Annotated in this window: 15 protein-coding genes; 7 read left to right on the top strand and 8 right to left on the bottom strand. The window is 62.1% G+C overall.

Annotated features, from left to right (window positions below; genetic code table 11):
* Nucleotides 1-139 precede the first annotated feature (139 nt).
* On the bottom strand, nucleotides 140-2,029 hold the full coding sequence (gene estP, locus V6093_RS15745; protein ID WP_185279913.1) for an esterase EstP: 1,890 nt from the start codon (nucleotides 2,027-2,029) through the stop codon (nucleotides 140-142).
* Between the two features lie 367 nt (nucleotides 2,030-2,396).
* Between estP and V6093_RS15740 the strand changes: the two genes are divergently transcribed.
* The 4 genes from V6093_RS15740 to V6093_RS15725 all read left to right on the top strand — a co-directional run bounded on the left by V6093_RS15740 (nucleotide 2,397) and on the right by V6093_RS15725 (nucleotide 5,731).
* On the top strand, nucleotides 2,397-2,990 hold the full coding sequence (locus V6093_RS15740; protein ID WP_004574924.1) for an aminodeoxychorismate/anthranilate synthase component II: 594 nt from the start codon (nucleotides 2,397-2,399) through the stop codon (nucleotides 2,988-2,990).
* Nucleotides 2,991-2,999: 9 nt separating this feature from the next.
* Nucleotides 3,000-4,049 carry an anthranilate phosphoribosyltransferase gene (trpD, locus tag V6093_RS15735; RefSeq protein ID WP_003255529.1) on the top strand — a complete coding sequence of 350 codons (1,050 nt, stop codon included), beginning with the start codon at nucleotides 3,000-3,002 and terminating at the stop codon, nucleotides 4,047-4,049.
* Nucleotides 4,046-4,879: an indole-3-glycerol phosphate synthase TrpC gene (gene trpC, locus V6093_RS15730; RefSeq protein WP_003255528.1), complete on the top strand. Its 834-nt coding sequence runs from the start codon at nucleotides 4,046-4,048 to the stop codon at nucleotides 4,877-4,879. The genes trpD and trpC overlap by 4 nt, the downstream gene beginning before the upstream one ends.
* Before the next feature lie 147 nt (nucleotides 4,880-5,026).
* The gene (locus tag V6093_RS15725) at nucleotides 5,027-5,731 is read left to right on the top strand and encodes a lipoyl protein ligase domain-containing protein (protein ID WP_003255526.1); all 705 of its coding nucleotides are present in this window, start codon (nucleotides 5,027-5,029) and stop codon (nucleotides 5,729-5,731) included.
* Here the strand turns inward: V6093_RS15725 and crp are convergent.
* Nucleotides 5,728-6,372, bottom strand: coding sequence for a cAMP-activated global transcriptional regulator CRP (gene crp / locus V6093_RS15720; protein WP_003255524.1), 645 nt, complete (start codon nucleotides 6,370-6,372; stop codon nucleotides 5,728-5,730). The genes V6093_RS15725 and crp overlap by 4 nt on opposite strands.
* A gap of 191 nt (nucleotides 6,373-6,563) precedes the next feature.
* Between crp and V6093_RS15715 the strand changes: the two genes are divergently transcribed.
* Entirely contained in the window at nucleotides 6,564-6,986 is a 423-nt protein-coding gene (locus V6093_RS15715) for an OsmC family protein (protein ID WP_004376171.1), read from the top strand.
* Between the two features lie 76 nt (nucleotides 6,987-7,062).
* Here the strand turns inward: V6093_RS15715 and V6093_RS15710 are convergent, their stop codons facing one another.
* The 6 genes from V6093_RS15710 to hemJ form a co-directional block, all read right to left on the bottom strand.
* Entirely contained in the window at nucleotides 7,063-8,103 is a 1,041-nt protein-coding gene (locus V6093_RS15710) for a hypothetical protein (RefSeq protein WP_003255522.1), read from the bottom strand.
* 10 nt (nucleotides 8,104-8,113) lie between these two features.
* Complete coding sequence (gene coq7, locus V6093_RS15705; RefSeq protein WP_003255520.1) at nucleotides 8,114-8,761, bottom strand: 2-polyprenyl-3-methyl-6-methoxy-1,4-benzoquinone monooxygenase; 648 nt, start codon at nucleotides 8,759-8,761, stop codon at nucleotides 8,114-8,116.
* 65 nt (nucleotides 8,762-8,826) lie between these two features.
* Nucleotides 8,827-9,165 (bottom strand): histidine triad nucleotide-binding protein, encoded by a 339-nt coding sequence (locus V6093_RS15700; protein WP_003255518.1) that lies wholly within the window; start codon nucleotides 9,163-9,165, stop codon nucleotides 8,827-8,829.
* A gap of 63 nt (nucleotides 9,166-9,228) precedes the next feature.
* Complete coding sequence (locus V6093_RS15695; RefSeq protein WP_003255516.1) at nucleotides 9,229-10,011, bottom strand: SDR family oxidoreductase; 783 nt, start codon at nucleotides 10,009-10,011, stop codon at nucleotides 9,229-9,231.
* A gap of 67 nt (nucleotides 10,012-10,078) precedes the next feature.
* On the bottom strand, nucleotides 10,079-11,035 hold the full coding sequence (locus V6093_RS15690; protein ID WP_108078005.1) for a nitronate monooxygenase family protein: 957 nt from the start codon (nucleotides 11,033-11,035) through the stop codon (nucleotides 10,079-10,081).
* A 28-nt stretch (nucleotides 11,036-11,063) separates the two neighbouring features.
* Nucleotides 11,064-11,489, bottom strand: coding sequence for a protoporphyrinogen oxidase HemJ (hemJ, locus tag V6093_RS15685; protein ID WP_003255513.1), 426 nt, complete (start codon nucleotides 11,487-11,489; stop codon nucleotides 11,064-11,066).
* A 142-nt stretch (nucleotides 11,490-11,631) separates the two neighbouring features.
* Between hemJ and argC the strand changes: the two genes are divergently transcribed.
* Both argC and erpA read left to right on the top strand, forming a co-directional pair.
* Nucleotides 11,632-12,666 (top strand): N-acetyl-gamma-glutamyl-phosphate reductase, encoded by a 1,035-nt coding sequence (gene argC / locus V6093_RS15680; RefSeq protein ID WP_406669551.1) that lies wholly within the window; start codon nucleotides 11,632-11,634, stop codon nucleotides 12,664-12,666.
* Nucleotides 12,667-12,813: 147 nt separating this feature from the next.
* The gene (gene erpA / locus V6093_RS15675) at nucleotides 12,814-13,164 is read left to right on the top strand and encodes an iron-sulfur cluster insertion protein ErpA (RefSeq protein WP_003255511.1); all 351 of its coding nucleotides are present in this window, start codon (nucleotides 12,814-12,816) and stop codon (nucleotides 13,162-13,164) included.
* Nucleotides 13,165-13,176: the final 12 nt, after the last annotated feature.

Here is a 13,176-nt window from a genome sequence, read left to right as displayed (position 1 = left end):
ACCAGGCGTTCACCGTTTCCGCCGCTACCGTATTCGCGGGTAAACCCGCTCCTACAAGGGTTGCGCAAGCCTCAGGTATACGGGGCCGTCGTAGGAGCGGGTTTACCCGCGAATGGGCCGCAAAGCGGCCCCCAGCAATTCAGAAGTCCACGCTAACCCCCACGCTAACGCCCTGCTGCGTCAACTCATCACTCTTGCGCCAATTGTAGTTCCCGCGCAAATGCACCCCTGCCACCAGTTCATGGCTCACACCCAGGCTCGCCCGGGTCAGGTCGCTGTGCGGCGTATACCCGGTCAGGGTGAAATCATTCGCCGGCAAGCTGGTCAGGTGCATCGTCACATCCTGCTCGTCGTCCTCAAACTCATGCTCCTGCGCCACCTCGGCAAAAAGCCGGGTATTTGGCTGTACCTGCACACTGCCCAACAACCCCACGCCCAGGCGACGTGACGTGCGCTCCTGGTCATCGAAGCCAAGCGCCGTCGAGCGCCCGCTCTTCTCTTCGTAGCCATCCACCTTCACCCGCGCATAGTCGGCACTGATGAAAGGTGCCAACTGCCAGTTGCTGGTGTCGGCCGCCAGGTTGTAGCCCAGCCGCCCGGACATTGCCCAGGCCTCGCCGTCGGTGTCGCCTTTTTCACTGCGGTCATTCACGCCCAGGGCGAAGGTACGCTTGAGGTCGCTGTAGTCCAAGTGCCCGGCGGTCAGCGCCGCGTCGGCCCACCAGCGATCCTGACGGTATTGGGCAAAGGCGCTGGCCATATAGCTGTTCAGCTTGTAGTCCGAATCCTGTTCGCCAGCTTCCAGCTTCTGCCGGTACGCACCGCCGGCCAGGCCCAGGCGCCAGGCGTCGTTCAGGCGATAGCTGCCGCCCACGGTCAGGTTGTAGCCGCGGCCGTCACCGCTGGCCGCGCTGCGCTGGCCGTCGAAGTCCAGGTCCTGAGCGCCACTGGCGACAAAGGCTTGCCATTGGCCAACGGCTTGCCAAGGCGTCTGCCACTGATTGCGCAACTCATCCTGATGAGCCCGCAGGCTGGCGTGGGCCATTTCCGGTAGCAGGGTCAGTTCCCAGGGGGCTGCGAGGATCGAGTAGGCGTAATCGGCAATCAGCTGCTGACCCGCGATGGTCGGGTGGACCGAGTCGTTGAACAGCAGTTTGGTCGGGTCTGGCGTTGTGCCGTTGATACCGTACACCGGGTTTTCCACGCAGCTATCACCGCTGTAGCAGGTACCGACCAGGTTCTGGTCGCTGGCCAGGCCGAACTGACTGGGGCTGGACAGCGCCTCGCTCAACAGCACAGGGATGTTCAGTGGAATGATCTGGGCATCGATCTGCCCTAGCTGGCTGATCAGTGACTGGTTGAACGCAGCGGAGAGCAGTGACAGTGGGTTTTGCTGTGGCGTGCCGCTGAAATTGGGCGTTTGGCCGAGGTCAGGTAGCAGCCAGACCATGATGTAGCGCGCGCCTCCTTGCTGAAGGGCTTGGGCGCTGGCAGCCAGGCGGGCGCCGGCGGCTACGGCGTCGGCCGGGCTATTCACCAGGCCCTGCAGGAAGTCGTTACCGCCACCTGTCAGGTAATACAAGGCATTTGGGTCGGCGCGCAGGCCGTTGGCCAGGTAGCCGGGGCGCTCGCGCAGCACCAACCCGGCATTGGGGTTTCCTGGTGGGATGACGGTCTCGGACGTTGTCGTGATCGAGTCCAGGATCTGTTGGGTGGTGTACCCGCCAACTGCCCAGTTATTACCATCGGGCTGGATGCCTATGGATGTCGACGGGTTCAGGTCGCCAGGCGCGACGCCCAGGCGGCCACCGAGGATCATCGGTGACACCGGAGCGAAGTTGCCGTCGGCATCGCGGTTGGTGAAACGCGCGCCTGGGGTACCGCCGCTCAGGTCGGGAAACTGCCCGGCATCGGCGAGGCTGTCGCCAAACACGATGAGGGTTGAATAGGGCGAAGGGCCGGCCAACGCCTGGCTACAGGCCAAGGCCAGTGAAGCGAGGGTAAAGCGCAATAACGGGGCTTTTCGCATCAGGGAACATCCTTTTCTTTGTTTTTATCAGGACAACCCCATCGACCTTAGCAAATCGTAGTGCTTCGCTCCCAAGTCCATTCGTTTCCCCGTGTTTACAGGCATATTGCGCCCGTCGCCCCGGTAGGCTACTGTGCCGGGACGTATGAGCGAGACCTATCCTGTGTTGATCGTCAGCAAACTCTTGATGCGCGTAATCAAGGCCCACGCCCGTTGGCGTTGGCGCGCCTGACTTTATCTCCTGCCGGCCCGCCCGGCCCGCCCCCGTTTGCCTTCTCGTTTACCGCCTGTTGTGGCAAAGCCGCGCCTGTGGCTGGTGCAGGAAGGTTCGAATCATGAAGTCAGTAGATTCAAGAGGTTTAACACCATGTTACTGATGATCGACAATTACGACTCATTCACTTACAACGTCGTTCAGTACCTTGGCGAGCTGGGTGCCGAGGTCAAGGTCATTCGCAATGACGAATTGACCATCGCTCAGATCGAGGCCCTCAACCCTGAGCGCATCGTCGTATCCCCGGGCCCATGCACCCCAAGCGAGGCGGGCGTGTCCATCGAGGCCATCCTGCATTTCGCCGGGAAGTTGCCAATCCTCGGCGTATGCCTGGGCCACCAGTCAATCGGGCAGGCCTTTGGCGGCGACGTTGTACGTGCACGCCAGGTCATGCACGGCAAGACCAGCCCGGTATATCACCGCGACCTGGGCGTGTTCGCCAGCCTTAACAACCCGCTGACCGTGACCCGTTACCACTCGCTGGTGGTAAAGCGTGAAACCTTACCCGACTGCCTGGAAGTGACCGCCTGGACCTCCCATGCCGACGGTTCGGTCGATGAGATCATGGGCCTGCGCCACAAGACGCTGAATATCGAAGGGGTGCAATTCCACCCTGAGTCGATCCTGACCGAGCAGGGCCACGAACTGTTCGCCAACTTCCTCAAGCAGACCGGCGGCCGCCGTTAAGGATCGAACATGGATATCAAGAGTGCGTTGAGCCGTATCGTCGGCCAGTTGGACCTTACTACCGAAGAAATGCGCGAGGTCATGCGCCAGATCATGACCGGTCAGTGCAGCGAGGCGCAGATAGGCGCTTTCCTGATGGGCATGCGCATGAAAAGCGAAAGCATCGACGAAATCGTCGGTGCGGTGTCGGTGATGCGTGAGCTGGCCGAAAAGGTCGAGCTGCAAAGCCTCGATGGTGTCGTCGATATTGTCGGGACCGGCGGTGATGGCGCCAACATCTTCAACGTGTCCACCGCTTCGTCCTTCGTCCTGGCGGCGGCGGGTTGCCCGGTGGCCAAACATGGTAACCGCGCAGTATCGGGCAAGAGCGGCAGTGCCGACCTGCTGGAAGCTGCCGGCATCTACCTGAACCTGACGCCGACTCAAGTGGCACGCTGCATCGACAGCCTGGGCATCGGCTTCATGTTCGCGCAAAGTCACCACTCGGCCATGAAACATGCCGCTGGCCCACGTCGAGAACTGGGGTTGCGCACCCTGTTCAATATGCTCGGCCCGCTTACGAATCCGGCCGGAGTGAAGCACCAGGTGGTCGGTGTGTTCGCGCAAACCCTTTGCCGCCCGCTGGCTGAGGTGCTGCAGCGCCTGGGGAGCAAGCATGTGCTGGTCGTACACTCGAAGGATGGTCTGGACGAGTTCAGCCTGGCTGCACCCACCTTCGTTGCCGAACTGAAAAACGGCGAAATCACTGAATATTGGGTAGAGCCGGAAGACCTCGGCATGAAGAGCCAGAGCCTTCATGGCCTGGCTGTCGAGAGCCCTCAGGCTTCGCTGGAGTTGATCCGCGATGCGCTGGGCCGGCGCAAGACCGAGGACGGTCAGAAGGCCGCCGAGATGATCGTGCTTAATGCCGGCGCGGCGCTGTATGCCGCTGACCATGCCATGAGCCTGAAAGCCGGTGTAGAACTGGCCCATGATGTACTGCACACCGGCTTGGCCTGGGAAAAGCTGCAGGAATTGGGGGCCTTTACTGCAGTATTCAAGGTGGAGAACGAAGCATGAGTGTGCCGACGGTGCTGGAAAGGATCATTGCCCGCAAGTTTCAGGAAGTGGCCGAGCGCAGTGCGCGCGTCAGCCTCGCCGAACTGGAGGGCCTGGCCAAGGCCGCTGACGCCCCGCGAGGCTTCGCCAACGCGCTGATCGAGCAGGCCAAGCGCAAGCAGCCAGCGGTGATTGCCGAAATCAAGAAAGCGTCGCCAAGCAAGGGCGTGATCCGCGAGCACTTCGTGCCAGCGGAAATCGCGGTCAGCTACGAGAAGGGCGGGGCCACCTGCCTGTCGGTGTTGACCGATGTCGATTATTTCCAGGGTGCCGATGAGTACTTGCAGCAGGCCCGCGCGGCGGTTTCGCTGCCGGTGATCCGCAAGGACTTCATGGTCGACCCTTACCAGATCGTCGAAGCCCGGGCCCTGGGCGCAGATTGCGTACTGCTGATCGTGTCGGCGCTGGATGACGTGAAGATGGCTGAACTGGCGGCCACCGCCAAGGACGTCGGCCTCGACGTGCTGGTAGAAGTGCACGATGGCGATGAACTGGAGCGCGCGCTGAAAACCCTGGATACACCGCTGGTTGGGGTGAACAACCGCAACCTGCACACCTTCGAAGTCAGCCTGGAAACCACCCTTGACCTGCTGCCGCGCATTCCGCGTGACCGTCTGGCGATTACCGAAAGCGGTATTCTCAACCGGGCCGATGTGGAGCTGATGGCAATCAACGAGGTTTACTCGTTCCTGGTGGGAGAGGCGTTCATGCGCGCCGAGCAGCCTGGCCTGGAATTACAGCGGCTGTTCTTCCCCGAGCAGGTGAAGAAGACTGTTCAGCAACTGGACTGATCAAATGAAGCCGGCGTTTTTGCCGGCTTTTTTGTACCTGTAATGGCCGTGTCGCGGGCAAGCCCGCCCCCACACAGGTATGCGCCCTGTTGTAGGAGCGGGTTTACCCGCGAAGAGGCCCTTGAAATCAACATCATAGGTGGATCAATGACCGATCAACCCCTGGCCCTGAGCGTCGAACAAGGCCTGCACGCCGAGCAGGAACTGCTGGCCGCCGTCTGCCGCGGCGAACGCGAGAATGGTGTGCTGTTCTGGCGCCCCACCGACCACGCGCTGGTCATGCCTCGACGCATGAGCCGGCTGGGCAACTTCGAGGTCGCCTGCGCGGAATTGGCTATTGCTGGCTGGCCGGTGCTGCTGCGAGAAACTGGCGGTGAGCCGGTGCCTCAGTCGCATTCGACGGTGAACGTTGCACTGGTCTACGCCGCGCCGCGCAGTGAAGGCGACCACGGCCGTATCGAAAATGCCTACGAGCGCCTGTGTCTGCCGCTGTGCGATGTGCTGCGCGAGTGGGGCGGGGTGGCGTCAGTCGGGGAAATCGACGGGGCCTTCTGCGATGGCCGCTACAACGTCAACCTCAATGGCCGCAAATTGGTGGGTACCGCCCAGCGCTGGCGTCAGGGCCTGGGTGGCAAGCGCCCTGTGGTGCTGGTGCACGGTGCGCTGCTGCTGGACAACGAGCGTGAGTCGATGGTGGCGGCGGTCAACCGCTTCAACGAGTGCTGTGAGCTGGAGCAACGCTGTCGCGCCGATGCGCACATCGCCTTGCACGAAGTGGCGCCGGCAGCGCCCTGGTTCGAGCGCCTTTCGCAGGCCTACGCCAAGGTGCTGGCCGAGTTGCCCAAGGACTAGCGGGTACCGTGGACCACCATGGTCTTGCCCTTGACCTGCACCAGGCTGCGTTCCTCGAGGTCTTTGAGAACGCGGCCGACCATTTCCCGAGAGCAACCGACGATTCGGCCGATTTCCTGACGGGTAATCTTGATTTGCATGCCATCGGGGTGGGTCATGGCGTCGGGCTGCTTGCACAGTTCCAGCAGGCAACGGGCAACTCGCCCGGTCACGTCGAAAAATGCCAAATCGCCAACCTTGCGCGTAGTGTTGCGCAGGCGCTGGGCCATTTGACTGCCCAGGGCGTAGAGGATTTCAGGGTCCTGGCGCGCCAGTTCGCGAAACTTTTCGTAGCTGATTTCGGCCACTTCGCATTCGGTCTTGGCGCGTACCCAGGCACTGCGCTGCTGCTCGCCATCAACGGGCTCGAACAGGCCTAGCTCGCCAAAGAAATCGCCATTGTTGAGGTAGGCGATGATCATTTCATGGCCGTCGTCGTCCTCGATGAGGATGGTGACCGAACCCTTGATGATAAAAGACAGTGTCTCGGCCCGGTCGCCGGCGCAGATGATGTTGCTTTTGGCGGTGTAGCGGCGGCGCTGGCAGTGTACCAGCAGCTTGTCGATGTTCTTTATCTTGGCGGGTAGGGCGGAGGCAACCATCACGAAATCCTGTTCGATACGACGCATAGGCTTTTTATAGAGGTTGGCTGACGGAGAGCGCCAGTCATTTGGCGCCAGCTTATCAGACACTACGAGATGTTTCGGTACTAAACCGACACATCTCGTGCTTTTCCCACAGCCGCACAAGGTCTAAGCTGACACCCTTTTCCGAAAATCAGGAGTCCGGGTAGATGAAGGCACGTATCCAGTGGGCCGGTGAGGCAATGTTCCTCGGCGAATCGGGGAGCGGCCATGTCGTCGTAATGGACGGCCCGCCCGAGGCCGGCGGCCGCAACCTGGGCGTGCGACCGATGGAAATGCTGTTGCTGGGCCTGGGTGGCTGCAGCAGCTTTGACGTGGTGAGCATTCTGAAGAAGTCGCGCCAGGCAGTGGAAAGCTGTGAGGCATTTCTGGAGGCAGAGCGCGCCAGCGAAGACCCGAAGGTGTTCACCAAGATTCACATGAACTTCGTGGTGAAGGGGCGGGGGCTGAAAGAAGCGCAGGTCAAGCGGGCAGTGGAACTGTCGGCGGAAAAGTATTGCTCGGCTTCGATCATGCTCGAGCGTGCCGGGGTTGAGATTACCCATGGGTATGAAATCGTAGAGCTGGGTTAAGGCTGAGATTCCGGGGCCGCTTTGCAGCCCTTGTGGAAGCGGGTGAGCCCGCTCCCACCTGCGGCCCGGGCGAGCTTCAGTCGCGCAGGGCCGGGAGGGCCATCCGCAACCATTGCGGAAGACTGCTTCTTAGCGCCTGGCTCAACCGCTCCCGGCGCTTTTGGTAAACCAGGCCAAGCCAGATAACCCCCAGCCCGATCATGGTCAGCACCAACGGGAACAGCAACGACTGGGCAAACACCTCGTACGACAGATATCCCAGATAAGCCGCCACCCCCAGCGCACCAAACACCATGAACACCGGCCGACGCAGCAGCACCGCCATGCCCATCAGCGCAATGTTGATCAGGCAGTACATGGCCTTGCCCAACTCACTGCCGCTGTCCAGTAGCGTCAACCCGCCCCAGAACGCTGCCAGCCCGGCGAGGTAACCCCAACGGGCGTAGTCCTCACGTGTGCGGCCGTCTATCACGAGGAAAACCACCAGCAAGCCCAGCCCAAACCACAGGGAGACGTGGCGACGCTGCTCCCAACTGAACGGTGAGCCGAAGAACCACTCGCTAAGGTCCATCGACATGAACCACAAGGCCACGGCCATTGGCATGACGACGAACGGGTAGGGGATCAGTCGCAGCATTAGCAGCCCGGCAAGCACCGTGGCTGCTTCCATCGCCAGCCAGCCGCCTTGCACGTAGGTGTAGTACTGGTGGTAGTCAGCCTGCGCATCGTCCAGTGGCCACCAGCCGAGCATGCGTTCGATAGCGAATACCGCCAGCGGCACGATGCTGACGGCTACTGCTGCCAGCACGCCAGCAGCGACGGGCTGGGCGCGGCGTTGCAGATTGAGGGCGAACAAGGTGATCAGCAGGATATAGAGGCTGGCGATGATCAACAGCGCGCCGTCACCGAGGCTCATCCAGGCCTCGGTGAGCAACCAGCCCATTGCCGCCATGATCAGCATGGCGCCAAAGTAGAAGGCAACATGGGCCAGCTGAAAGCTGCCACGTGGTGCGGGTTGCTGGCGCAGGAATGCCAACAGGCTTTGGTCCTGGCCTGGTTGGAGAATGCCTGCTTGCACGGCGCGCGCCAGGTCCTTGGCGTCGAATCGATCCGTCATGGTGATGCCTTCAGATGCGGTATGTGCTCTTGGTCATGACCTTGGCCAGCAAGCTCATGCCAAAGCGGACGGGGGCCGGGAAGCGATAACCACCGGCTTCCAGCGCAGACTCGGCGTGCTGCTCTTCGTCTATGCGCATCTGCTCGAGAATGGCCCGGGATTTTTCATCTTCGTGCGGGAGTTGCTCCAGGTGCTCGTCGAGGTGCTTGCACACCTGATGTTCGGTAGCGGCGACGAAGCCCAGGCTGACCTTGTCGCTGACCAGCCCGGCCAGTGCGCCAATGCCGAACGACATGCCGTAGAACAGAGGGTTGAGCACGCTCGGGTGGCTGTTCAGCTGGCGAATGCGCTGCTCGCACCAGGCCAGGTGGTCGATTTCTTCCTCAGCGGCATGCTCCATGGCCTTGCGCACTTCGGGCAGCTTGGCGGTCAGGGCCTGGCCTTGGTACAACGCCTGGGCGCAGACTTCACCGGTATGGTTGATGCGCATCAGCCCGGCAATATGGCGGGCCTGTTGCTCGTCCAGGTCAACGTCTGGCTGGACGATGGCCGGCGATGGCCGGGCAGGTTGGCCGCTGAAAGGCAGCAAGGTGCGCATGGCGGTATCGGCCTGCAGCAACAAGCGGTCGAGCGGCGAGTAGTGACGTTCGGTAGCCATCGGGCACCTCCGCAAGAATGTGCCCGACAGTTTACCGCAATAGCGGCGGGGTCGCTTGCCGTGGGTCAGCCCGGTGGCCAGTTCATCTGGCGCTGGCCAAGCACGTGCATATGGATGTGGTAGACAGTCTGGCCGCCTTTGGGGTTGCAGTTCATGACCACGCGGAAACCTTCCTCGCAGCCTTGTTCGACAGCCAGTCGCTGGGCGGTGAACAGGATGTGGCCAGCCAGGGCCTTGTCTTCTTCGGTCAGGTCATTGAGGGTGCGAATGTGCTTTTTCGGGATGACCAGAAAATGTACCGGTGCCGCGGGTGCAATGTCCTTGAAGGCCAGGATCTGGTCGTCTTCATAGATGATATCTGCCGGGATTTCCCGGTTGATGATTTTGAGGAATAGATCGTCCACAGCACTTGCTCCATGGTGAGGGTCGGGCCGAGTGTACTCAGCCGGGCGCCGCTCGCCCAGTGGCTATTCCATGCCTAAGGGGCAATAGCGGCGGTGGATGGCCCCGGCCAGCTTGCGCACCAGCCAGCGCGGCAACAGTCGCGGTGCGAACGCCAGCCAGCGGTTGCGCCGGCCAGGCATGATCAGTGCGCGGTTCTTGTCCAGTGCCCGCACGGTGTACAGCGCCACTTCCTCGGGGCTGAGACAGCGCGGCTTGCCATCGAGCCGCGCAATGCGCCGGCGTGCGGAACGTACCGGGCCAGGGCACAGTACAGAGACCTTGATGCCGGTGCGCTTGAGTTCTTCGCGCAGGGCCTGTGAAAAGCTCAGCACATAGGCCTTGCTGGCGGCATAGGCGGCCATCCATGGGCCAGGCGCCACCCCGGCCAGGCCGGCGACGTTGAGAATCTGCCCGCCACCCTGCACAGCCATCAGGTTACCGATGGCGTGACACAGGCGGCTCAGGGCCAGCACGTTGACTTCCAGCAGATCCTGTTCGTCGGCCCATTCATGGGCCAGGAACGGCCCATAGGTGCGCAAGCCCGCGCAGTTGACCAGCAAATCGATACGCCGCTCACCTTCTTCCAGCTCGAGCACGAAGCCTGAAAGGCGCAACGGCTGACTGAGGTCGCAGGCGCGGAACAGCACCTCGACACCGAAACGCTGGGTCAGCTCGATGGCGACAGGCTCCAGCGTTTCTCGTTGGCGTGCCACCAGGATCAGATTGCGCCCGCGCCGTGCCAGCGCTTCCGCCAAGGCCAGGCCCAGGCCGCTGGAAGCACCAGTGATCATGGCGTAACGGGTCATGCAAGGCTCCTGGGGGCGGAAGAGGGCGCCTAGTGTACAACTTGCCCGTGCAAGGTGTTGCCTTTTGCTACAAGGCGCGGGCACGCAAAACCTGGCAGCGTTCCAGGGCTTGTCGGTACTCGCCATGCAGGCGCTCGATCAATGCGCTGGCGCTGGGCAGGTCATGGATGTCTCCGACACCCTGGCCCGCTGACCATACGGTCTTCCAGGCCTTGGCTTCGTCATCGATCGGTTTGAGCTTGCCTTGCACCTGCCCCCCCTTGAGGGTGTTCATGTCGTAGCCGGCCTGCTCCAGGCTCTGGCGCAGGAAGCTGGCGGGGATGCCGGACACCACGGGTGTGTGGATGATGTCGGCGGCATGGGCGTTCAGCAGCATCTGTTTGTAGGCGCCCTGAGCCTGGCTTTCTGTGGTGGCGATGAAGCGCGTGCCCATGTACGCCAGGTCCGCCCCCAGCAGTTGTGCGGCCAGGATTTCGTGGCCGTGGTTAATGCAACCAGCCAGCAGCAGGGTCTTGTCGAAGAACTGGCGAATTTCTGCGGCCAGGGCGAACGGGCTCCAGGTGCCGGCATGGCCGCCTGCGCCTGCGGCGACGGCGATAAGGCCATCGACACCCGCTTCGGCGGCTTTTTCGGCATGCCGGCGGGTGGTGACATCGTGGAGCACCAGGCCGCCGTAGGCGTGTACGGCATCGACCACTTCCTTTACCGCCCCCAGGCTGGTGATAACGATTGGTACACGGTGTTCGACACACAAGGCCAAGTCGGCCTGCAGGCGCGGGTTGGTCGGGTGGACGATCAGGTTGACGGCGTAGGGCGCTGGCGCCTGCAGTTGAGCCAGGCCAGCCTCGATCTCTTCCAGCCAAGCCTTGAAGCCAGCGCTGTCGCGTTGGTTCAGGGCCGGGAAACTGCCAACCACGCCGCTGGCGCAGCAGGCCAGCACCAGTTGGGGGTTGGAGATGAGGAACATCGGCGCGGCAACCACGGGCAGCCGCAGGCGTTGTTCGAGCGAGGCAGGTAGCGACATGGCAAGGCTCCTTGAGCGGGTGGCTATGTCAGAACGGTTTCACCACCACCAGAATGACGATACCCAGCAGGATCAGCACGGGCACTTCGTTGAACCAGCGATAGTAGACGTGGCTGCGGGTGTTGGTGCCATTGGCGAAGCGTTTGCGCTGGGCACCGCACACGTGATGGTAGCCGGTCAGCAGGATCACCAGGGTGAGCTTGGCATGCAGCCACCCCTGGCTCAGCCAGCCGGGGGTGAGGTACAGCATCCAGGCGCCAAAAACGTAGGTGGCGATCATCGCCGGATTCATGATGCCGCGGTACAGCTTGCGCTCCATGGTCGCAAAGCGTTCCTGGCTGATGCTGTCCTGGCTCTGGGCGTGGTAGACGAACAGCCTGGGCAGGTAGAACAGGCCGGCGAACCAGCAGACCACGCTGACGATATGCAGCGCTTTGATCCATAGGTAAAGCATGGAGGGAGTTCCTTCAGGTAATCACGGTCGTCAGATAGTAGTGGTCTAGCGCCCGAAGGGTCACCCGAAGAGTTGTTACAGGCGCCCTGCGCCCCTATTATCGTGCGCTTTCCAGACGGCTCGTTGATAAGGGGCAAGCGTTATGATCAAGGTCGGTATCGTCGGCGGCACGGGTTACACCGGCGTCGAACTGTTGCGTCTGCTGGCACAGCATCCACAGGCCGAAGTGGCGGTCATTACTTCGCGCTCCGAGGCGGGCGTGGCGGTGGCGGACATGTACCCGAACCTGCGCGGCCACTATGACGGGTTGGCGTTCAGCGTGCCGGACAGCAAGGCTCTGGGGGCCTGTGATGTGGTGTTCTTCGCCACTCCGCATGGTGTTGCACACGCCCTGGCCGGTGAGCTGCTGGCGGCCGGCACCAAGGTGATCGACCTGTCTGCCGACTTCCGCCTGCAGGATGCCGCCGAGTGGGGCAAGTGGTACGGTCAGCCCCATGGCGCGCCTGAGCTGCTCAAGGACGCGGTATACGGCCTGCCAGAAGTGAACCGCGAGAAGATCCGCCAGGCGCGTCTGATCGCTGTGCCGGGTTGCTACCCGACTGCCACCCAGCTGGGCTTCCTGCCGCTGCTGGAAGCGGGCCTGGCCGACGCGTCGCGCCTGATCGCCGACTGCAAGTCGGGTGTCAGCGGTGCTGGCCGTGGCGCCGCGGTCGGTTCGCTGTTCTGCGAAGCCGGCGAGAGCATGAAGGCCTATGCAGTCAAGGGGCATCGTCACTTGCCAGAAATCAGCCAGGGCTTGCGCCTGGCCGCAGGCAAGGATATCGGCCTGACGTTCGTGCCGCACCTGACGCCGATGATCCGTGGTATCCACGCCACCCTGTACGCAAACGTGGTCGATACCTCGGTCGACCTGCAGGCGCTGTTCGAGAACCGCTACGCCGATGAACCGTTCGTCGACGTGATGCCAGCTGGCAGCCATCCGGAAACCCGCAGCGTGCGTGGTGCCAACGTCTGCCGCATTGCCGTTCATCGCCCGCAGGGTGGTGACCTGGTGGTGGTGCTGTCGGTGATCGACAACCTGGTCAAGGGCGCCTCCGGCCAGGCGGTGCAGAACCTCAACATCCTGTTCGGGCTGGATGAACGCATGGGCCTGTCCCATGCCGGCTTGCTGCCGTAAGGCCACCAGCATTGGAAAAGGCCCGCGTCGTGCGGGCCTTTTTGCAGGTCGCGACTAAAGCCGCACAATTCTTGACCGATTTTCTCGGGAAAGCGGATAATGCGCGTCATCGAGTTTTATGGCGGCTACCGCGCCGGGAGAATCAACATGAGCGTCGAAACCTTCACCCCTACCGGTCTGGAATTTACCCACGGGGCAGCCCAGAAGGTGAAGAACCTGGTCAATGAGGAAGGCAATGAGCGTCTGAAGCTGCGAGTGTTCGTTACCGGTGGCGGTTGCTCCGGCTTCCAGTACGGCTTCACCTTCGATGAAGACGTGGCCGAAGATGACACCATTGTCGAGCGCGAGGGCGTTTCCCTGGTGGTCGACCCGATGAGCTTCCAGTACCTGGCGGGTGCCGAAGTGGACTACCAGGAAGGCCTGGAAGGTTCGCGGTTCGTGATCAAGAACCCGAATGCCGCGACCACCTGCGGTTGCGGGTCGTCGTTCTCGATCTAAGGGCTGGGCATA

Source organism: Pseudomonas putida group bacterium ESBL64, from assembly GCF_045277175.1.
Taxonomy (GTDB): Bacteria; Pseudomonadota; Gammaproteobacteria; order Pseudomonadales; family Pseudomonadaceae; genus Aquipseudomonas; species Aquipseudomonas alloputida.
Note: the sequence above shows the minus strand (reverse complement) of the source record. Positions and strands in the feature narration are given on the sequence as shown.